The organism is Bacillus sp. JKS001846 (assembly GCF_900176455.1).
Classification (GTDB): domain Bacteria; phylum Bacillota; class Bacilli; order Bacillales; family Bacillaceae_G; genus Bacillus_A; species Bacillus_A cereus.
Genome location: NZ_FWYG01000001.1, coordinates 3,974,840 through 3,997,274, shown reverse-complemented (window position 1 = coordinate 3,997,274; position 22,435 = coordinate 3,974,840). Strand labels below are relative to the sequence as shown.

Genomic DNA, 22,435 nt, shown 5'->3' with positions numbered 1-22,435 from the left:
CATATTGTTCACTCCATTTCTAAAGGTGATAGATATTTTAATAGTCGTCTTATTTATTGTTTTAGTTGCGTAAACAAGGTACGGTACAAAATGTACTTTGCTATTTTGAACAATTTTTTTGTTTGGGAATTTGTATAGAGATAGAAATAATAAGAATAGTGAATAAAACCCTACTAAAGTTTAGTAGGGTTAAGTAGATAAAGATGTAGAATGGATAATTTAAGAAATAAAGGACATAAACTGTGTTTCTTAATTTCTTTGTGTAAGACTCTTAACAAATAGCGTTAAATAGTATGAGGAAGAACCAACTAAAATAGCAAATGGTATTAGAATAATATCAATACCATTTACAATTACATAACCAAAAAAACCAGTCCAAAAGCCATTACAAAAAGAACAGTCTAAAAAAATTTCAAACAATTCATGAATACTACGTAATTTTTCACGTGTGTACTGAAATTTTATTTCAAATAAAAATGCGCGTACCCCTAAGGATATAAATAGCAACAGGCTTATACTTATATCTAAATTCATTTTCTCACCTCCAATTCCTATTTAAAAGTCGTAATAAGTTGTTAGAAAGTTGAGGGTTACAAAATAATTAATATTTAACCGGGATATTTATTAAATCATATGAAGGATAGTTACTTCAGTAAAAGCCAATTTAATAAAATGAATTAAAGTATATTTTTTTCTATAGATATGGCCCAATGAATAAAATCTAATCTATTAACCTTAACTTTTCTGGCTCTATAGACCATATGATGGAGTCCCTCTAAATCAACTAAAATATAGCGTTGAGGGTTAATATCCTGATTAAAGGTAATTACAGCACTGTATTTAGATCGATTGTCCATATTTTCGATTAAGCTATAAGGATTTTTTATTCCAATCGCATTTTTCCCAATATCGTATCCAACAAATAAGAATTGATTACTTGTAGTAAGGACAGCTCTTATCTGTTTATCATTGTATAAAAATGAAAAAAATTTTTTTATATCAGTAGTATTTAACTTTCTATCTTTATGTAAATTCAAGATATCACCTCCCTATAGTTATCGAAATTTAAGTAACTATAGTTGCAAGTGAATTGTAAAGAGACTTATTAGTTTAAAGGTTGTTGCTGAATCAATCATATTAAAGCTAAATAATATTATTAATAAATTATTATCTAGTATTTAATAATGATTATTTGATATAAAAATAGATTCAATACTATCTCATTTTAGAAACTAAAAATACTTAAAAACATTATTTTTATATTGGATTACATCAATTTCAAAGTGAATTTAATTATTTTTTGTAATTTATAAACAAATTCAGAGAAATAAATCATTTACATGTTTTATGTTAAATGACAAATACTCCTCTTAATAGAATTGTTAATTTGTTAATTGAAGAATAAATAAGAAAATCTCTGATCATTTCAATTCAATAGTTAAGAATGTACGTGAGAGTTTGATAGAATCTAAGTGTAAAAATCAATTTCGTTAAGAGTAATTATGGGGTGAGATAGAGTTTGACTAAATTTATTCTAAGTGATGTTAAATTTTTATTGTGATTTTCTTATATTGTTACTGCAAATACTTACAAGAGGGTGTGATGAGTTGTTCTTTCCACGTATCACTGATGTTTATGCTTGCATACATAAGACATTGAGAGAAGATAGTGTAATACGTAACTGTATGGGTCTTAATAATATTACAGTAGATATGGAAAATGAAATGCACATACAAAAGCGTATGTCTCCTAAAGAGGCACTAAATAACCAAATTCCTTTAATTGCATTTTACAAGTCATTTGTTCAAAAGGAACGAAACAATAATATTCATGTGGTAACATTTGACTTCGATATCTACACAAATGATGATGTGGAATTGGCATTAGACCTTGCAGATAGAATAAATCAATTATTCGATAATCAATCTCTGCAGTTATTTAAAGGAGTATTTTTCAAGGGTCAGTATGTAGGATCTGCAGAGGTTGCAAGTGAAATAGAACACTCTTATAAGTATTTCACTAGATTTGAATTTATTTTTGAAATTGAGGGGTGTAGTTAATGTCACAATTTGACAAGTTTAACAGTAAGAATAAGAAAATGATTATTAAAGGTGCAGGTAAATTTATGGCTAAAATTCCAGGGTGTGATGAATTAATTACACTAGGTCATATGGCGAATATGCGTCTTGATGTGCAGTTGGATATGGTTGATATTGAAGGGGGAGACTCTTCAGCACCTATTGATACACTACTACGTAAAAAGGTAATTGATATTACTGCAGAGGATGCAAAATTTGATTTAAACATGGTACGTCTTGTGTTAGGGGCAAAACTTCGAGAAGGAGTTAGCGGCTTAGCCTATGAATTGAAAAATGAAACAGTAACAATTGCTGGCGATACTGAACCTGTTTCTATTAAATTATCTAGTCCAGTATTAACAGGTAGCGGAGCACCTAAAGTACAGATTTTCAACCAAGTTGCAGGTTCATTTGTACCAGAATCAGCAATTACAGTAAATGGATCAGCTGTAACACTAAAAGGTGGTGCGGTTGAAGGTGATACTGTAGTAGTTTATTATCCTGTAGCATCATCATCTATCGATCCTGATGGTTTCGTATGGGTATTAGAAGAACGTCATGATGTTAAAGGTGGACTAGTGACTCTTAAGAATCCTCTATTTGGTGGATCTTTAGGTTCAGCTTCTTCTAAGACAGAGCATGTATCTGTAAGATTAGTAAAAGAGAATAAATTACTTAAAAAAGTAACAACTAATCCTGCAAAAGGTGAGTATACAATTGATCCTTCTACAGGGGAGATTAAGTTTAATGATTATCTTGAAGGAGAGCAAATTTATGTGAACTACAAGCGCCCAGAGGTTGTAGATGTAATGGCAATTGGTTCTCGTGATTTCCCTCTTACAGTATCTGTTGTTCATGATGGACATTTTGAACAAATGGATGGTAGCATTCAAGGTTACCAAGTTGAACTATATTCTTGCCGAGTGAAATCTAACTTTACATTAGACACAGCACGACAAACAGCAGCGACTCACAGTATTACACTTACAGTTATTGATGGGGAACGTACAGACAGTCGTTTAGGTTCTATTAAGCGTTATCAAATCGAAAAAAGTGGCGATGTTTGTTAATTAGAGAAGAGGATACTTATGTATCCTCTTTTTTTATTAATTCATTTTTAAACATTTTAGATGAGGGTGAGAATGGATTATAAAAACATCTATCGCTTAAACCTTTTTTCGTAAGGTTGTTACATTTAACACATAAATTCTTATATTAGTTACGAGGTCGTTTAGGTGATCCCCTTCCTTGCGTCCTCTTTAAATTTAATAAGGGGTAATAGAGTAATATAGGGGGAGATTAAATGAGTGAACGTAATTTAGCAATTCCAAGTAGAGAAGAAGCTATTGAGGAACCTACTCTTGTAGAGGAAGCAGAGGAGAAGGTTGAACAGCAAGAACCTAATAAACAAGAGGAAGTAAAGTTGACTAAGCAGGAATCAGAGTTTATTGAAAAAGTATTCTTCGAAGAGGATGAAAAGGTAACATTACGTGATGGGAAAACCTATGCTATTCCTCCTTTAGGATTAAAAGATGCTAAAAATCTAATGAAAAAGTTGAATACAATTGATACAGGTGTCATTATTGCTAATTTAATTGCAGATGAAACAGGTAATGATAGTTATGATGAACTATTAGAGGTCCTATTGATGGGCTTTAAACCGTATTATAAAGAAATTTCAGCTCATTATTTAGGGGATTATATTGATATTGTAACAGCTAAAGAAATTATAGATATTATGATTGGACTTAATGGCTTAAAAAAGTCTTTATAGACTCTGAGGAAGAAGAAAAAGAATATGAAGAAAATGCCTACGTTGATTGGGCAGAGATTTTCTTTAACTTAGGTCACTACCTGGGGATGAAAAAACAGGATATATGGGATTTGACATTACCTCAGTTAAACTATTACTTAAAGAAATGCCATAAGCATATAGAGTTTACAGTTAAGGTACATTCAATGTCCTTCACTGGGTTATTTGGGGGCGGTTCAGCTCAAGCTGCCGAACAGAATAATCTAAAACATAGTGATGGAAAAGAAGTAATTGAAGGATATGAGGTTGCAAATGCTGATGACATGGAGTGGTTAGCAGGTATTCTCTAATAAATAATCCTGCCCTTCCTTTTTATTTGAGGATAGGGCGGGATTTTATTATGTAAAAGGAAGGTGAAATAAGTGACAGTCAATAATCAAAATATTGGTGCTACTATTGCACTAGAGTTTGATAAGTCAATAAAAAATATGAAAGAGTTTGGGGTACAGTTGGAACAGCTAGATCATCGTTTTGGTAGTATAGAAAAACGTATAGATGCTATGAAAAACTCTTTATCTTCGTTATCGGCTCAGACATCTAAGGCAGCGGGAAGCAACCTTAGAGCAAAACTTGAGCAAGAATTAAATAATATCGTCCAGGCAAATGGTATTACTTTATCTTCAGTTGGGACAGCACCTTTAAGTATTAAACAAGAAACCGTTCAACAATTGATGTCTAAAGTAGATAAAGAGTTAAATAAAACGATTGTAAAGATGATCAAAAATATAAACATTAATATGGATTCTGCTATGAATAATAGCGTAGTACCAGTTGGAAAAGATGAATTTAATAAAATTAATAAAGAAATCTCTAAGTTAATTAGTAATCAAATTAAACAATTAGTAAATTCCATTCGCGAAAATGGGGGGAATTTAGTAAATGCAGATAACTTGAGTGGACTTAAATTAGATATTTCTAAAGGAACGGTTAAGCAAATTTTAGTAAGTATTAAAAATCAATTAAAACCTATTTTACTGAACCCTGAGGTTGCTATTGAAGGACAGACATTAACAATTTCATCGAAAGATTTATCTGAATTAACGAAAAAAGTAAGAGGGAAAATAAAAGATTCTATAAAATTTGATTTCGAGGGTGTTATTAGCGAAGAGAATAGCATTGATAGCGAGATTATAAAAACAGCCAAACGTATTGATAGTTTAATAGAAAATTATATAAAAGGCATACGAGGAGGGCTGCAAAAGATTGATCTCAAATCTGTAGAAGTACCTATGAAAAATATATCTAAACAACTTCAAAGGTATATTGCAAATGATTTAGGTGTTTCTCCAGCCGAGTTAGCTCATACTTTTCATTCTGTGGATCGAGGATCTCTAAGAGGATATGCTTTAAAAAGGCAGTTTGAAGGTATGGAAAATACAATTAATAAAAAGTTAACTGCAGGAACAAATAAAATAATGACGTCAATGAAACAATCAGTAAGAGCTGTGGACTTTGAACCTCATTCTAATATTACGCAATATTTGACTAGTGAAATTAACAAGCTGAATAAGCAAATTATTAAAAAAATCAAGGAGTCCGTTGATAAGCAGTTTGCACATATAAGAAATGAAATTCTAGAAATTAATACTAACCCTCAAAAGGCGAATAGTAATAGACAGTTAAGCTTTAATGCAGGAAATAGTGCTAATCCTTTAAATAACTCAAGTGGATCAAGTCATAGTAATACAAATAATAGCGATTCTAGTACAAGTAAATCCACAAAACAAGACAATCCTTTTGATGGGTTTGGAATGGCTGGAGCGGTTACCAAAAAAGTTAGGAGCCTTGCTTCGGGCTCAATGCTAGATCCGATGGCTGCAATATCTAAAGCAATGGAAACCTTTAAAATTGCTCAGTTAGAACAGTTAAAGATTACACAAAACTTCTCTTTGAAACCAGAATATAAAAACAAAAATGGAAATACAGATTGGCTAAAATTAGATAATGATACTGGAAATCTAATGAATAATGTACGTGATTTATCCACTCTTTACGGTATTGATTATGAAAGAATGTCTAAGGTAGCTGGTATAGCATCAAATGTAACAGGAGATCAACAATCTGCACGACAATTTGTTGATCAAGCTTCTAAGGTTTATCGCTTAGATAACAAATCAGACTTAGTTGAAACAATTGCTCCAGGATTACAGACAATTATGGCACAGTTTAAATTATCTGTCTGGGAGTTGGATGGAGTAGTTAACTCTTTTGCTGTTGCTACGAGTCAAACTAAAGCGAACAGTGAAGATATTATGAAGGCTATGTCAAAATCGGGTACAGCACTCCATTCAGTGGGAGTGAATGCAGAAGATGCTGTGACTTTAAATGCATTAGCTATTCAAACTTCAGGAGAAACAGGGGAGAATGCAGGTGCAGCCATAAAAACGATTGCAGAGCGTATTACTTTACCATCTGTTTCTAAACAATTAGAAAATTATGGTGTAAAGGTATTTGAAAAAAATGAGAGTGGTATGAAAGTACGTCGGAATTTCATTGATATCCTATCAGACACCGCGAAAGCAAGCAAAAATAAATATATTGGAGAAGATAAAGTAAAATCCATTCTGTATGGAGAAGGTGGGGCAAATCAGCCACCAAAACTGATGTCCTTTTTAGAGACCATGCATAAAGAAGGGATAAATAACAGTAAGGATTTATCGTATTGGAAAATTAAGCAAGAAATTAATGAATTTAAAAAAGATCCTGCACGTCTTCAAGAAATGATGGCTGTGACAATGAAATCACCTTCTGTGACAATGGAACGAGCTGGGGTATCTGTTAATAACGCATTAGTGTCAGTATTAGATGCGCTAAATCCAGAGGTACAAACTTTAGCAAAAATTATTACAAACTTAGCCCAGGGAATGAAGGAACATGCAGGGCTATTTGCACAGTTAATTACGATTTTAGGTAATGCCTTGGTAGGTTTTGGTGCTATTCATGGAGTAAAACGATTAGGTCAATTGAGTAATTATGAAGAGCATTACAAGAAAGCCACTATGGAAAATAAATTCTTTGGTGGTACATCTCTAACAAATCGTAAAGAGGACGGAGCGGTAGGTTTTTTAAATGATCATGTTTTGGGAGAGAGCCAAAATTTACGTAATCAAGTAAATAACAAAAAATTCTACCGTGCGGCTATGAAAAATGATACGTTAAAAGGTTATTTTGAAGAATTAGCAGATTTAAAAGAGGATAGAAAGAATGAGATAAAAGAATATGTAAAAGATCATGGTGGAAAAGCTGAAAATATGGCCGATTTTCTTAGCATCATGGATGAATCTAAAGGCTATTATAAAGGTGAAAAGAAAGAATTAACAGCTGATGAATTACATACTCGTTCAGCCTATAATGCTCGCAACCTTACCCAAAGTAAATTATTAACAGACGTTTTTACTACAAATTTCTCAGAGCATTTAGTCAATACCTTATCAAATAGAACTAACTTTGACAGTATGAATGAGAATCAAAAATCAACAGCTGGTCGTTTGGCTCAAATGGATGATCAAAAACGTATTGGATTTGAGACCTATCTAGATCAAAACTATCAAAGTGTAGGCAAATCAATAAATAATATGGATGGACTTAATAAGGCACTCGATGAATATGAGGCTAATAACCGTAAGGCTACTATACAAACAAGACAAAGTACCACTGCGTATAGAGATTTATCGAGTGCTGTAAAAAAAGTGGCTGATGAAGCTGAAGGTGCATCTAAAAATAGAATGAAGGGATTTCTTGATTTTCTTGACACTATTCCTCAACGTGCAAAAGGTGCTGGTGGTGCAATTGTAGGATTAGCACGTAGCATGGGCCGTTTTGCAAAACAAATAGCGGTTGCCATGGCTGTGGGTGACGTTATATCAAATAGTGCTGAAACTTTAGGGTTAACGGCAAACCAGGAAAAAATACGTGATTACCAGATTAAAACTACAGGGGCCGCAGATGCTTATGTTAAAAATGAAGAAGATAGTAGTTTGTATGGAAATATTTTACGGAAAGGAGGGTTGGTATGGAATGGAATTGTAAATTTAGCATCGCCGGGACATCCTGAATTAGATATTACAGATGTAGAGGGGTTTGAAGGAAACTTTAAAAGTTGGATTAAGAAAGAATATGGAACATCAGATTGGAATGAAGCTTTAGGAAAAGAGAATGAGAAAAGGGCAAATGATGCAAAATCTAAAGGTCAAGATGGGAATTATTCAAAAGCATCTTTAACAGATTTAACACAATCGTATTTAAATCAATCTGGAATGTATGCTAAGAAGCAGCAATTGGAAAAAGAAGAGTTTATAGATCAATATACGAAAGCAGCTATCTCTGAATCAGAGCAGAATATGCGAAGGGATGATGCAGAAAAAGCTCGTAAAGCCCGGGAAAATAAAATGTTAGGTGAGGGTCAATATGATTCCTTTTCTTATGATGATTTAAAATCTCGTATTCAAGAGAGCCAGAAAGTTGCTAATAATAAGGGAGAACTTAACTTAATTACCGCCCTTTTAGATGGTGTGAAAGCTGACTCAAAAGAGTATATGAAACTTAGATTACAAGTAATTCAACAAGAGCGCGAAGCTTACAAAAAAGAGATGGACGAGCTTCATAATTTTACTCAACAGCGAGAAGCTGAGTTGGAATCATTAGAAAAAAATGGAAAAAGATATACTGAGGATCCAGAAACTAAAGAAAGAATAGAGACGGATGATTATAAAAAAATTAAAGAATCTGTTGAAAGAAGTAAGGACAAAGAAAAGAAATTAAAAGCTGATTTTGATCTAGAATATAAGAAAAAACAAATTGAAGCACAACGTATTAAAACAGAATTTTATGTTAACGACACTCAGAAAGGGTTTTCTAGAGCTCAGGCTAAGAAACAGTATAAGGATACATTAAATGCTATTAGCATGAACACAGAGAGCCCTACTTATATTGATTCGCAAATTGTTTCAAGCCAATCTATGATTGGAGAAATGAAAAGTAAACTGGCAAATCTGCAATCCCAACAGTTAGCAGATCCAGATGGTCAGTTACAAGATACTATTCAAGGATTGAGTCAACAAATCGCAAGTGCGGAATTAGAAGTTAAAAATTTAAGGATTCAAAGGCTTACAGCTTGGAGACATGATTTCGGTAATAATATGGATGATTTGGAAATTAAGTACATGCAGGAGCGTGTGAACTTTGGACCAAGTATAGGAGATGATAGTTTCTTAGCACGTGATCTAAGAGTAAGAGAATTACAAGATCGTAAATCACTTATAGATAAGACCTTAGCGGTAAGAATTGCAGAGCGAAATAGTGGTAAGTTTGAAGAAGGTTCATCTGAATACGAACAAATCATGAAAGATATTCGAGAATTGACAAAGCAATCTTTACAAGCACAGATTGGTATCCACCAAGAGTTAAGAGCACAAATGGGTGGAACATTTAATCTTCCTGAAGGCGTACAGGTTATGTCTCAGTATGATTATCTAACAAGTAAAGGTACACATTCAAATTTAAGTGTTCAATCAGGAGATATGTATGTCAATATTACTTTACCTAATGTAACTGGACAAACTTCTAGTCAACAGTTAGCGAATCTTGGAATGAATTTAGGAAAAGGGTTAGCACAAGGTAGAACAACACCACTACGAAATCAGTTAAATTCAGCCCCTTGGGGATATCCAACATTCTAATTACAAAACCCCATCTAATTATTAGGTGGGGTTTCTTATAATACTAAGGGGTGATTAAATGGCACAACAAAAACCAAGTAAATCTAATGATGATGTATTTAAACGTAAATTATTTTATGATAACGGGATTCGTTTTGTACAAGTAAGGGGACGTATGACTGGCGATTATAAGCCACCAACACCAGTATTAAAATCCCATATAAACGAAAATATTCAATCTTCTGCAGGATTGGTAGGGAAAGGGACTTCTCATTATTCTACTACCATTCAATTTTTATTTGCGAGCAAAGAGGAATTTGCAGATTGGCTGCAGTTTATTGGTGCAGAACACAAATACTATGATGAAAAAGGCACGATTTATTTAGGGATTGTTAATGGTGATTTAGATATTAAAACAGCAGAATTTGAGACGAAATATATCATTACTGTAAACCTTATGTTAATTCGAAAACAAGATTTCGAATATCGTCATCAATATCCTTTTATAGATATTGAAAATCATTGGGCGCAAACGTATATAGATGAAATGCAAAAAAGGGGCCTTATCACTACTTATGCTAGTGATGGAACACCTGTACAATATTTTCAACCTGAAGTTTGGATTACAAGGGCTCAAACGGCATCCTATATGACAAGGACTTTTAAATACATCGAAAAGATATTGAGGGGGTATTAAAAATGCCAAAGCGATGGTTAGATGTGGGTCCAAAGGATTGGTTTTATCGTGCAGTATTAGAAACAGATAATATGTTTATTGATGCAAAAAAAGAAGAAACCTTATTTAGTGGAAAAACCTATAACCAATTTATTGGTGGCAAGTCACGTCAGGTTCATAATTTTACTTCAACAGAGGGACAAACCAAGTTTGAAGTAAGCGGATATAAACCTGATTCTAGGGAAATGGTGTTTGTTTATATTGATGGGGTGCCTACACTCCCATCTAAACTTGAGGATAATTTTATACATGTTGGTTATCCGTTAACCAATGGAAGAGAAGTTAGTATTCTTTTATCTGGGGTAGTGGAAATGCATGAAGGAGATCATACTCTTGAAAACTGTCAGATTTATCCTTTGATGAGCGGATGCTCTTTGGCTTATCCGGCAAAAAAGTTAGAAAAAGCAAATAATTACGTATTTGATATCACTTACTCTTTAAATGAAATAGCAGTTTGCATGAACAAGAAGTTAAAGAGAATACATGTAGATGTAAATGAAGACGAATCTATACAAGATGCACTTACAAGAACGTTAGGATTTAAACGAGACTGTTTTACTATAATTAATGGATATCTTTATGTATCTTATAATTTAAATCAGTTTCCTATTTATGTGAATTACAATTATCAAAAGGGTGCTCAAATCAAAAATAGGCAGGGAGAAAAAGTTGTCCCTATGTCAAGTTGCGCACTCTATAATGATAGATTCTTTCCTGATATAACGATTTATAGAGGAGAGTTTTTTACTTTGTTACAACGTTTAAGAATGAATATTTATAATCGATATACAGATAGAGGATATGTGAATAATACAATTAAGCAAACGGAGAGATACATTAAAGATAAAGATAAAATTGTAGGAAAATGGTATGCCGAATCAGTCTTAAATATATTAGATGAAAAATTTAATGATGGTTGTTATGTATTTCCACTTTACGCAGATGATTCCTTTCAACCTGAGGTATGTGTAACTAGAGCTGAAGCAATTGTATATTTACATAGATTTACAGAATGGGCACTAGAAAGATTTAGATAGGGGGGAATAAGGTATGCCGAACGTATTTGATCATAGAACTCCTGCGCCTCAGTTGTTAAATGACGTAATGAGAAAAGTTAATGCTTTAGGTCATGAACCTAGGGTTATTATTGAATTTGACAAAATGGCCTATGTACCAGGAATGAAAAATAAGTTTGAAGTTTGGGACAGAATTCGAGAAGCATCTATTGTGCATCAGGCAGCAGAGGCAACTTTAACAACACCAGTAGCAGGTGCTGAGCCAAGTTCTGTTACAAAAGGTGGAGAATCAGGGGATAGATTTGAGTATATTAAATGTGCCTTAAATAAATGGGTAAAACATTATAAGTGTCCCAATGTTGCTTATTTCTTTCTATTAGCTGTAGCAAAACATGAAACAGGATTTGGAACATTAGGACAAGGGAAACCTGAAAATGGAAGTTATATAGTAGGATATGGTTGCCCGGGTTCATGCAAACCTGCATACAAAGGTATAGATACCCAAGCGAAGTATGCTGCAAAACGTTTTTCCGAGGCAATGAGGAGCAGATACGCAAAAATTTCCAATGGATATATGGATGCTAGTGATGTTGATTATTTCCATGAAGGTGGAGATAAAGGATATAAAAAGTGGAAGTGGTCAGCAGATGGACCTAACTGGAAAAAACTTGTGAAAAGCTATTTTGATAGAATTATTGGTGAATCTAGTCAAAAAAAATGGCATTGTAAAGAATCTGGTTCTATTATTAATAAAAATCTGTTTCCAAAGCATTCTACAAATCTAAATGTTTCCAAGAAGGAAGAAGACTGTGGTTGTGAGAAAGCTGAGACTTATACAATTGAGGAACAAAGGAAAGAAGTTCATAATGCAAGCTCTAGTGCGTTATCCGGTGCTACTTTTCCTGTTGAAGGAATTTCATTTGGAAATGGTGCGAAAGTATCTTCACACCATATGAAACATAAGGGCGGGGGTGCACGTTCAGGGCATAAGGGTACTGATATTATACATACATCCCAAGGTAAAATTAATGGTATGTGGGTAGTAGCGGCTTGGGCTGGACATGTACATAAGGCTTATAAAAGTACATCTTATGGTAATTGTGTAATGATTCAACATGATAATGGATATATGACAGTTTATGCCCACATGCAAAATAATTCTTTACAGGTTCGAAAAGGTGATTTAGTTAATCCAGGAACACGTTTAGGGAAAGTCGGAAATACAGGTCAATCTTATGGCGCCCATTTACACTTTGAAATTTGGAAAGGTGAATGGATTTATGGTGGAAATAATCATATTGATCCATATCCTGTTTTAACAGGTGCTCAAAAATTAGGAGTAGCACTAAGCGGTAAAGGTAATAATGGAGGCGGTAATACGGGCGGAAATGATAATAGTACAGGAAATGGAAGTGGTGTTAGTCAACCACCACCCCAAATGACCATTACCCAAAATATTAAGTTTAATAAGTGCTTTGATAAGGATGCAAATCTGGATGGGAATTGGCATGGACAAGAGAACATAACCCATTTTACAGCTTGGTCAACAGGTGAAAAGTATTTAGGTTTTAATGAGAATATTGCCAAAGGAGCAGTTGAAGATTTTGGATATAAACATAACTTCTCTTCAGACGGATTTTATGAGTATGCTTTCTATGCAGATCTTAAAGAAGGAGATTCCGTAACGGTTACATATGACGGAATGATTGTAAAACGATATACAAAAGAGAACAATACAACACAACCTACATATGAACCTCCAGTTTATGCAAAATGGGTTGCAAGTGATATACAAGGGACCAATTCACATATATTAGATTTCTCCTTAAATAATGTAAGTGGTGAGGCTGTATTTGGACTAAAATGCTTTAAAGTAGTGGAAATTGAAACTCAATACGGTGCACAATATGTTGATGAAAGAATTAAGGCTCGTAAACGTGATGTATGGGTTGATACAGGGGCATTTGTATACGATAAAACCTTTACAGTAGACCAAGATGTATTACAATGGGAGATAAATAGCCATTTTGACGCCAGAGTCGCAACTGCAAGAATTACTTTAGACAATAAACATGGTATTTATTCTCCTACATATGAACGAGCCAATATCTTCCCTGAGAATTTAAGAGAAGCAGAGATGTCATATTATGAGAATGGTGCAATCAGACATGTGTTAAGTGAAGCTACCCCAGTACGTATTTATGCAGGCTATGGTGAAAACCTAGTAAGGGTTTTTACAGGACGTATAAGAGGAGAGATTGAGCAAAATTCTGATGAAAAAACAATTACTATTAATTGTGTAGATATGTACGATATGTTAGAAGAACATGTTTTTGATAGGGTCCTAACTTTTCCTCGAAGAGACGAGATACATGGTGATGAAAAACAACCAGTAACCATGTGGGTTAAATCATCTATTATTCATAATATCGTAAATGAGGCAGGAATGATTGGTTGGAGAATCCATGAAGATGATTTGAGATATGCTGATGCAATTATTGAAGAAACGTATTATATTGATATCGATAGAGGTGGGAAAAAGGCAGTCGTCTGGGATACTAAAAGTCAACAATATGTCGAAAAAGATATAGCAACTGTAAAAGATGCACAAGGCTATAAAAATCCTTATGTACAGGCGATAGATTTTTTAGAAGGTACAAGAGCATCTGATGCGGTTCATGAAGTGATTGGAGATATTATGTATCGCTCCTACTGTGATCGTTATGGAACATTTAGATTGGAAAATATCCGTAAAATTAATGCAAGTGAGGCAAAATGGTCATTTATAGATGGTGAGAATTTATATTCTCTTTCCACTTCTATTGACCATTCTCGCATACGTAATCATCTTATTATTGTTGGTAATGGTGGGCAAATTGAGCATTTTGTAGATAAAGATCTTCTTATATCTACAAAGGGGAATATGAGAACGGCTAAGATTGTTGCTGATTGGATTGATGAGCGATTTGGTTCAAATGCAAGAGGAACCAAAGAGGATATTTCGAACAAATTATTTTTTGATATGAAAAGACAAGCCCGTACTTTTAATGCTGTTGTTAAAGGAAATCCAATGATAGAGTTATTAGATGGTTGTTATGTTTATGATAGTAATACTTCTAATGCAGGGTATTATGTCATAAAAGGGAACCGACTTGTTGGAAATAAGGAAGGTATGTTAAATTTCCTAGAATTTACTTGGCATGACAAAGAGAATTATTATAGCTAAAAAAACAAGGAGATTCCTACAGAACGTTAGGAATCTCCTTGTTTTTTCTTATAATGCTATGGAAAGCGAGGTGGGAAAATGGCGCAAAAGAGTCATATGAACGTAAATGATGTATATCCAATACTTGATATGATCAATAGAAAAGTTAATCAAGGAAAGGGAACAAGACACCATTTTACTAGTCCGCTATTCAATAATGATAACGACAATGGTGTAACAACATTGAATTCTTCTCAATGGCAAGTAGAGTCATTTGAAGTCATAAGGGAAACAGAAAATTCAATAGCTAATCATGTAATTAATGAGATCCGAATTATTTATCGAAATGGTGCATTAGATAAAATTTCTTTAGTCCGTGGGCTCAATCCATCTGTATCTGATGAAATTCAAGATTATGAGTACATCAACAATATTATGATTACAGAAGTTTCTATAAAAACAGAGTGGTTTGGTAAATCCCAAGAAGTTGTTGCAAAGATTATAAGGGAAAATGATTACGGTAATTTTAAAAAGGTTAAACTCACTTATTTTGACTCGGAATGGGGCTGGAGTGAGGACGAAATCGAAGAAGATTCTATGCCGTCTAAATATGAAAATCCATCTGATTTTTATAACGGTAAATATAGTAATTATGAAGAAGTGATAGTAGAGGATTATGTAGACTATGCAGAAATAGGATATGCAACTAATGAAGAAATTGAAATCTCTCCAGATGGTTGGTCTGATGGATATAATCCATCGTCTCCTGTAGATGTTAATGTGGAACTCGGACCAAAGATAACAGATGAAATTTAGAGAGGAGGTCCTACATGAGTTTTGGAGCAAATGTAGTAGTTGGAGGGGAAATAGATAGAGTAGGTAGATTGGGTGGTGGACGTTTAGATTATCCATTTATGCCTACAAAAACAGTTCCTTATATAAAGGGGAAAATTTTAGAGGTACTAGGTACTTTAGGGCACTTTGATATTCAATTTATTCCTGATTTTGATATTGAGCTGGTCTCCGTAGCTGTAGGAGCATCTAGATATCATTCCTTTGATAATTGGAGTTTGTTTATTGGAGATGATCATAAAAATAACTACGTATTTGATGAAATTTATACGAAGGATTTACCAGAAGGTGCTTATTTAATGGCTGTGAAAACAGTAAAAGCAGGTACCCCAATTACATTCCGCTTTGATAATAAAGGTGGGCAATCGAAATATGTTTGGATAAACTTTCAATGTTTAAGGGATAATCCCAACAAATAAGAGAGGTGGATATAAATGCCTTGGGTAGAGGAAACATTAAGACACGATAATTTTTTAGATGATATGTTTGATAAAGTATTTAGAAGATTTAAAGATAAATCAGGTAATTACTGGTGGCAGAATTTTAACAATCAAGTTCCAAAAGTAGATCTATATAAAATTACTTTTGAAAAAGGGTTATTTGTAAAAGGAGAAAAGGGATATCTACCCCCTTTTGAATCTCGAGAAGGTATGTTATGCATCACTCGGCATATGATTATGCGTAGGTGGGATAATGAGTATTTAGCATTCGCACAGTCAACAGGGGCTGTAAAAATTAACACTAAAGATATTCCTAGAGAAAAAGAAGGTTTCTTAGAATGGATTTCTAATTTTTATAGAAAATCTGTAGACTATACAACTGTTTATTCATACACACTAGACACATATGCTGGATATACGCATTATGTATCACCTAGTGGTGAACTTGCTCCAGTTACTATCATGAGTGAAAATCATGGTTTGGATATATTTAGGGATAGCATGGATATAGAGTACTACGGTGAGGATGAATACTATGAAAGTATGAAACAATCACCGATTATTACCATGCAATTAAAAGGAGATACAGGTGATCTAGTTGCCTCCATAGGGAAGTTGAATTATCGAACTAATACGAATTGGTGGGGGGACTCTTTAATTCAGCTAAAAGGTGTATTTGATGAGACAAGTGCATTTTTTACATTAAAAGTAGATTCAGCTCCTAGCTGGGAAAATAATATGGTGACTTTAATTCCCTTTTTCTTTGGAAATCTAGTATCTAAAAATACATCTTCGAAAAATGAAACACCAATCGCTATGCTTGGAGGTAGGCAAGTAGGAGAATTTTTTGATTTCGATAGTATAGAGACTAAAACTGAAATTTTACAACCTATCACAAGAAATTATGTAAACCATCCGTCAAACGGAGTAGATTCCGTTATGATCAAAAAAACAAAATATGGAGCACGTTATCAAGAACATTTTTTACGTTGGAACGTGCCACCTAATCTAATGCCACCTACTCGTGAAGAATTAAGACTTGTCAAAAATGCACAAGGAACTGAGAAAGAGGAAGAATATGCTCGTAAGTACCCAAGGGCATGGAATTATTTAAGATATGGTTACTATCAATACGATTTTCATGCATCTAGGTATAGTAATAAGATTCATACATCTCGCGCAACAGTCATGCATCCTGAAGATGGTGTATTAGGGTATATTCCTAATATCGTACTTCTGCCCGTTATTAATGTTTCTGAAGGTGAGAAATTAGTGTTCCCTTATTGGTGTGAAGAATGTAATGAATCTCAATATCAACCTGAGGTACCTAAAGAATCTACTAAATTAGAGTGGGGAATTGCTAAGAGTACAAGCAAACTGAATAATCTTCATGTAAATTTAGGAGATTCAACCAATAATTCTAATTCCAATTCTGATATAGGTAATAAATTTTCTTATTATTGCGATGGATCAGTAAAGGCACAAGCAGTAGATGATACTTATTGGAATCCCTCTGTTATTACGCAAGATTATTTGGCTAACAGCACAGATGGTATTGGAAAGGAATTAAGCAAATCGTTCTGGGAGGGGCGAAATGATTGGTTAGATTATTTACAGGAGCCTCAAAGTCAGTATCATTTGGATAACTCTAAAATAAAAATTGAAGATTTTCATAAATTTTTATGGAAAACCTTAAAAGATATTAAAGATGATGGTTATAGTTTACAAGATAGATGGCTAGATTTTAACGAGTGGGGAAAGGCAAATTTACCTTGTTTAAATGAATTGCAAAAAGCCTCAGTATTTATGTCGGCTAAACTCAATAAACCTGTCTTATTTTTCCCAGGTTCAGAGGGGTTTTTAAAGGGCGATATTTTAGATAAAATGCTTCCTTTAATTAAGAAAGTACCAAGTGTTATATATGATTGGATTGACTTTAATAATGTATTTATTGAAAACGAAGATGATACAGGTCTTGTTGGAGCTTGGGTAATGGATAGTTTTGCTACAGCCATGCATAGTAATGGGAAAAAGGAAAATATTTTATCTTCTTTTCGTTCTTTAGTTAACTTTGAACCTCAGGTGCTGCTTTATAATATTTCAGCTGCCAAGGCACATCGCCCATATGACTATATAAAACCTAACCTGGGTTTTGGCAGTCATGTTGTTGATGGAGAATATAAAGCATATTATTTACCGGATATGACTGATGATAATTATATACCTTATGTTGCCGCAGAAGTAGCTGTACATGAGATGGGTCATGCATTATCTAATTATGGATATGACATATTAGGTGAAAAACTACATGAAATGCAAGAATGGTTAAATATTAGTGGGTGGATCGAGAATATTGATGGTTCATTTAATGAACTAACGAAAAGCTCGCCAGGTACAGCGTTAGATAATGGAAAACTTGCTCCGGTATCAGATTATGGATGTTTTAGCCCGGCCGAAGATTTTGCTGAGGCCTTTATGATGTATATCATTAATAGACAATTTTTAGCTAGAAATTTTAAAGATAAACACGATTTTATAGTTAATAAATTAAAAGAAATGGGTATTGATCCAAAACTGTAGGAGGTAAAATATAATGATTCTTAAGATAAAAAGAGGAGAAGATTTTGCCTTTATTGATAATGAAGGTGATATTCAACATAAAGTCAGAGTAAGCGGTAATAATGAATCTCTTGTAAAATCTTTGGATAATATTTTGAATGTTCAAACTGGAATAAGGTTTAGAGGAGAGATTAAGGGGATTCCACATAAATTAATTACAAAGAGCGGAAAAAATCCTCCAACAATCAATAAATCTAATAAATTATATCTTATGGAATATTTTAAAAGAGACTTAGAATTACAAGGCTTTACCGTGGAAATTATAAAAGCGTAGAGGTGATTTTGATATGGCATTAACTCCCGTTCCTAATTTATCAGTACCGCAAAATAAAGGGTTTAAAGGAACTGATTCACTACCAATTATACATTCAATTAGATGGAGGCATTTACCATCGAGGTACATTTTTAAAGACGTAGATGACGTAATTACATATCATTCTCATGGGCCACTTACTATAGATATTAACAAGCATGGTGTATCTTATCTTGATGTTTATTTCCTAAAAGATACTGATATCGTTGAAGTAACAGCATATATCAGATTTTTAAGAGAAAAAGATCAGCTTTTAATAGAGGAACCCTATAAAATTGGAGAGGCTGGGGCAGTAATTGCCTTAGAGGATGATGAAGTAAACCATGAATTAAGGAGAGTTAAAGGAATTGCTTTTACGCAAAAAGACCTAGGTGATGGTACACCTATGTACGACTTTATGAATATGTCTAAAGAAGGCATTTATGAAGTCTGGATAAAAGTAATTACAGGGTTAGGAAAAGAAATGCATTTAAGGGTTCCTTTTCAATGGGATAATTTGGTTCCTAGCATTCCTCCAGAAAAAGATGGTCATGATTCTGATGATGCGGGCAAGGATAACGAAAAATCAGAATATAATGATGAGTATTACGTGACGATTGTAGAGGGGGATTCAGCTTTTACTAAAAGGCCTTCTACCCATTTTAGAATGGCAGGTATAGGTATGTTAAAAGATGCGGGTTGTTTTAAAAGAATAGAGACTCCTGTATTAGAACCAATTTCAAGGCCTTCAAAAATACAGATTATTAATGATATCCCAATTAGTAGCTGTGGTTTAAATTTAATTACATCACGATTTAATAAGGTAGTAGGAGAGGTTGTTACATTCTCGCTTGTACACACAAATAAATCTGGTATTCTACGCATTGATACGAACTATGATAAGAATGGTTTAAAGAGTCTTGGGAATGGAACGTTTAAAATTATTAATAAGGGCGTATATAAAATTACATTTATTGTAACGTATAACGATGGACAAGAATGTATAACTGAGGGGACTATTATTGGCGAATTTATTTGTGAATTAAACATTACTGGTCCTTCTTTAAAATCACATGTAGGAGATTCAATTGTTCTTCATTTAGATCATGGACAAAATAGTTCAGCTTCTAATATAGGTGTACTTGTTCAAACCCCTCCTAAAGTCATGCAGACAGGAAATTACACTTTTACTAGTAGTTCACCAGGAGTATATTCAATTAAATTTATCGTTGATTATGGTTTTGGAGTTTGCGAAAAAATAGTGAATATTGAATTTATCTCAAAAAATATTTCCCCTGAAAAACCAGAAGGCGGAGGCGGAAAGCCAGAAGGCGGAGGCGGAAAGCCAGAAGGCGGAGGCGGAAAACCAGAAGGCGAAGGTGGAAAGCCAGAAGGTGAAGGTGGAAAACCAGAAGGCGAAGGCGGAAAACCAGAAGGTGAAGGTGGAAAACCAGAAGGTGAAGGTGGAAAGCCAGAAGGCGAAGGTGAGAAACCAGGTAAAAATGTACTAAAATGCGGACAAACGGCACAGGGTGGCATGGGATATGGGGAATATATTCATGCTGTAAGTGAAGAGGGCATCTGCTATGTGGAATATGATTTCTTCTCTGCACCAGATAGGATGCGAGTATTTGTTAATAATGAATTGATTTATGATACTTCACGTAAAATGGATAAAGAAGGAAGTCCGTTTGGTTTTTATTATAAACCTGATGATGGGGAATTAAGAGTAGTAATGAATGATGGTCAAGATAAAGGAAGCAGGTGGAGTTATACCCTTTATTGTGGAAGTAGTGTACCTTCGGATGTAAAAATAAAAGCTAAAATTATTAATTAGACATGAGTGTTGTTAACAGAATAAAAAGACTACTTATAATGAATTTAAGTAATTAGTTGCAACTTATTACCTACTCATAACGATAACTAAGTTGCAGAATAAGGGCGGGTAAAATCTCGTCCTTAATTAATAGAAAGAGAGGTGTAGAAATGCCGTATATTGATAGCACACCTGCACTTTCCCCTTATAAGGTTCGTGAAGGTAACTTACAACACGGTTTTATGGAATTACTGATTAAACACGGCTGGACCAAAGTAGTAGAGTTTAAAAAAGCTGTAACAGGGTCTTATTATGTTACAGATCATCCTTTAGAAGGAAGGCATGATGAAAAATTTACAGTTGCCAATCATATTATTCTACGTAATGCACGAGGTGATTTGTTTGGTTTTGCTGTAGTTGCAGATTGGAAGGAGTTTACTGCTCATGATAAAGGGATTCCATATTACAATGCTTTTAAATCAACAGCTACTGAAAAAGAGGCCCTTATTAACTATATGGCCAAAGAATTTGAAAAAAGAAAAGTAAATACATCTCTTTATTTTTATATGTTGGAAAAATTACCAGATGTAAAAGAGGGAGATAAATTATTTACCCCATGGGGAACGGGATCTAGTGCAGATGAAAAACGACTTCAAATGGCTTTAGATATTGAAGTTACACAAATTGATTTTAAATCTACAAGTGCTGGTTCAGAATTTGTAAAACAAGCGAATCCTGTTGTGATGCAGTCGCCTATTGTAGAGTCATCTCTACGTTCACCATTACTTGAGAATATTGATTATCCTTATATGCATACAAATTGGTGGATTGATTCGGAAATTAATATTAAAGGACATATTGACAGTAATAGTCTTTTCTTAATTATCCAAACGGATAATACACCAATGTGGGAAAATAATGTCGTACCTATTGTACCAATTTACTTTGGCGATATTGAAGCAATAGATGAAGGTGATCCTGCTATCGCATTATTCGCAGGAACTGTTCCAAAAGGTACTGATACAAATGGCGTTGCTGCTTATAACTTTGATGATATTAAGATTAAAGGTGGGCGTCAAATTATGCCTGTCCTGAAAAAATATCCTTCTAATCCATCTAATGGTGTTGACTCTGTAATGGTGAGTCGTACTAAATTAGGTTCTCGTTATCAAAGTTATTACTTGTCTTGGAATGCACCTGCACAAGATATGCCTCCTAAGCGTGTATCTGAAGTAGGTAATAAACAATACCCACGAGCATGGGAACGAATTAATAATTATCAATTCAATCCTTCACGTTATTCGGATAAAGTACAAACTTCATTTATTTATCTGATTCATCCAGAAGAAGGAGTAAGAGGATATTTAAAGAAATCTGTAGGATTTAATTCAATTAATATGGGATCTAGTGAATTAAGAATTCGTCAAGAGAGTTGTCCAGAAAAGGTTTTTGATGTATATCAGTGTGTCCCAGTTAGTGCAATTTCACCACTAACGAAGCGACCATCCACACAATTTCGACCAATGGGATTAGGGTTGTACAAAGAAGCACTAAATACTTCTAAGAAACCAGTAGCGAATAAAACCCTAGTTAATGTTTCTAACCTAAAAGCTACAAATCCACAAGAAGGCACTGTATTACTTACTTGGACAAATCCGAATGATATGGAGCTCTCAACGGTTAACATTTTCGTAAATGGTATGAGGTATGCAACAGGTGTCACTGAAGTAGAATCATATACTATTAAAAATGTGACAAAAGGAAATGGTGTAAAGATTAAACTGGTTTCTGTAGACATGAAAGGTAATGAATCTGCAGGTATTGAAGTATCTGTGAACGTAATGTAGTAATGCAACTTACTTGTTATGAAAGAAAGGTACCTACCTATAATATACATGACAGAGAAGAATT

At 33.8% G+C, this 22,435-nt stretch carries 16 protein-coding genes; 14 read left to right on the top strand and 2 right to left on the bottom strand.

Going from position 1 to position 22,435, the window contains the following annotated elements:
• Window positions 1-249 precede the first annotated feature (249 nt).
• Both B9A45_RS21160 and B9A45_RS21155 read right to left on the bottom strand, forming a co-directional pair.
• Window positions 250-534: a hypothetical protein gene (locus B9A45_RS21160; protein WP_084064890.1), complete on the bottom strand. Its 285-nt coding sequence runs from the start codon at window positions 532-534 to the stop codon at window positions 250-252.
• A 143-nt stretch (window positions 535-677) separates the two neighbouring features.
• Window positions 678-1,037: a BRO-N domain-containing protein gene (locus tag B9A45_RS21155; protein WP_084064885.1), complete on the bottom strand. Its 360-nt coding sequence runs from the start codon at window positions 1,035-1,037 to the stop codon at window positions 678-680.
• 570 nt (window positions 1,038-1,607) lie between these two features.
• Here B9A45_RS21155 and B9A45_RS21150 point away from each other — a divergent pair.
• The 14 genes from B9A45_RS21150 to B9A45_RS21085 all read left to right on the top strand — a co-directional run bounded on the left by B9A45_RS21150 (window position 1,608) and on the right by B9A45_RS21085 (window position 22,371).
• A complete protein-coding gene (locus B9A45_RS21150) occupies window positions 1,608-2,060 on the top strand; it encodes a hypothetical protein (protein WP_084064881.1) in 453 nt (150 codons plus the stop codon).
• Entirely contained in the window at window positions 2,060-3,148 is a 1,089-nt protein-coding gene (locus tag B9A45_RS21145) for a hypothetical protein (protein ID WP_000077128.1), read from the top strand. Before B9A45_RS21150 ends, B9A45_RS21145 begins: the two co-directional genes overlap by 1 nt.
• A 233-nt stretch (window positions 3,149-3,381) precedes the next feature.
• Window positions 3,382-3,852 carry a DNA polymerase III subunit gamma/tau gene (locus B9A45_RS21140; protein ID WP_084064877.1) on the top strand — a complete coding sequence of 157 codons (471 nt, stop codon included), beginning with the start codon at window positions 3,382-3,384 and terminating at the stop codon, window positions 3,850-3,852.
• 110 nt (window positions 3,853-3,962) lie between these two features.
• On the top strand, window positions 3,963-4,181 hold the full coding sequence (locus B9A45_RS21135) for a hypothetical protein (RefSeq protein ID WP_223285806.1): 219 nt from the start codon (window positions 3,963-3,965) through the stop codon (window positions 4,179-4,181).
• 72 nt (window positions 4,182-4,253) lie between these two features.
• Complete coding sequence (locus B9A45_RS21130; RefSeq protein ID WP_084064873.1) at window positions 4,254-9,569, top strand: phage tail tape measure protein; 5,316 nt, start codon at window positions 4,254-4,256, stop codon at window positions 9,567-9,569.
• Window positions 9,570-9,627: 58 nt separating this feature from the next.
• Entirely contained in the window at window positions 9,628-10,245 is a 618-nt protein-coding gene (locus B9A45_RS21125) for an S-layer homology domain-containing protein (protein WP_000068593.1), read from the top strand.
• Window positions 10,246-10,247: 2 nt separating this feature from the next.
• Window positions 10,248-11,321 (top strand): hypothetical protein, encoded by a 1,074-nt coding sequence (locus B9A45_RS21120; protein WP_084064869.1) that lies wholly within the window; start codon window positions 10,248-10,250, stop codon window positions 11,319-11,321.
• A 13-nt stretch (window positions 11,322-11,334) separates the two neighbouring features.
• Window positions 11,335-14,526, top strand: coding sequence for a M23 family metallopeptidase (locus B9A45_RS21115; RefSeq protein ID WP_084064866.1), 3,192 nt, complete (start codon window positions 11,335-11,337; stop codon window positions 14,524-14,526).
• A gap of 78 nt (window positions 14,527-14,604) precedes the next feature.
• The gene (locus B9A45_RS21110; protein WP_084064861.1) at window positions 14,605-15,321 is read left to right on the top strand and encodes a hypothetical protein; all 717 of its coding nucleotides are present in this window, start codon (window positions 14,605-14,607) and stop codon (window positions 15,319-15,321) included.
• Window positions 15,322-15,335: 14 nt separating this feature from the next.
• On the top strand, window positions 15,336-15,776 hold the full coding sequence (locus B9A45_RS21105; RefSeq protein WP_000007798.1) for a hypothetical protein: 441 nt from the start codon (window positions 15,336-15,338) through the stop codon (window positions 15,774-15,776).
• Window positions 15,777-15,791: 15 nt separating this feature from the next.
• Window positions 15,792-18,377 (top strand): hypothetical protein, encoded by a 2,586-nt coding sequence (locus B9A45_RS21100; protein WP_084064856.1) that lies wholly within the window; start codon window positions 15,792-15,794, stop codon window positions 18,375-18,377.
• Window positions 18,378-18,390: 13 nt separating this feature from the next.
• On the top strand, window positions 18,391-18,690 hold the full coding sequence (locus B9A45_RS21095) for a hypothetical protein (protein ID WP_000601025.1): 300 nt from the start codon (window positions 18,391-18,393) through the stop codon (window positions 18,688-18,690).
• Window positions 18,691-18,703: 13 nt separating this feature from the next.
• Window positions 18,704-20,545, top strand: coding sequence for a hypothetical protein (locus tag B9A45_RS21090; protein ID WP_084064852.1), 1,842 nt, complete (start codon window positions 18,704-18,706; stop codon window positions 20,543-20,545).
• 149 nt (window positions 20,546-20,694) lie between these two features.
• Window positions 20,695-22,371, top strand: a complete 1,677-nt coding sequence (locus B9A45_RS21085) for a hypothetical protein (RefSeq protein ID WP_084064847.1) — start codon at window positions 20,695-20,697, stop codon at window positions 22,369-22,371.
• Window positions 22,372-22,435: the final 64 nt, after the last annotated feature.